The following is a 258-nucleotide window of genomic DNA, read 5'->3' as shown; positions in this document are numbered from 1 at the left end:
CAGCTCAACTTCGACACCAGCTTCACCGGCAAGGACCTGCTCCGCACCCGTCTGCGGGCCGGTAACTTCGCCCAGTCGCCCTTCGGCGGCCCCACCGTCGGCCTGAACGCCACGGAAGCCGGCTTCGAAGAATTCTGCGGCCTGGGCGTCGACTGCGGTGACGTGGTCGCGATCAACCGCCTCTTCTACCAGTTCCCCCTCGGCAGCAACTTCACCGCCACCATCGGTGGTCGCGTCCGTCAGGACGACATGCTGGCC

1 pseudogene is annotated in these 258 nt (G+C 66.7%); it reads left to right on the top strand.

What is annotated here, in order from left to right:
* Nucleotides 1–258, top strand: a pseudogene (locus tag KUG38_RS16655) (iron uptake porin); the annotation flags it as partial.

The sequence above is a fragment of the Synechococcus sp. CCAP 1479/9 genome (assembly GCF_019038535.1).
GTDB lineage: Bacteria > Cyanobacteriota > Cyanobacteriia > PCC-6307 > Cyanobiaceae > Cyanobium.
The sequence above is the reverse complement of the archived record's forward strand: the minus strand, read 5'-3'. Positions and strand labels throughout refer to the sequence as shown.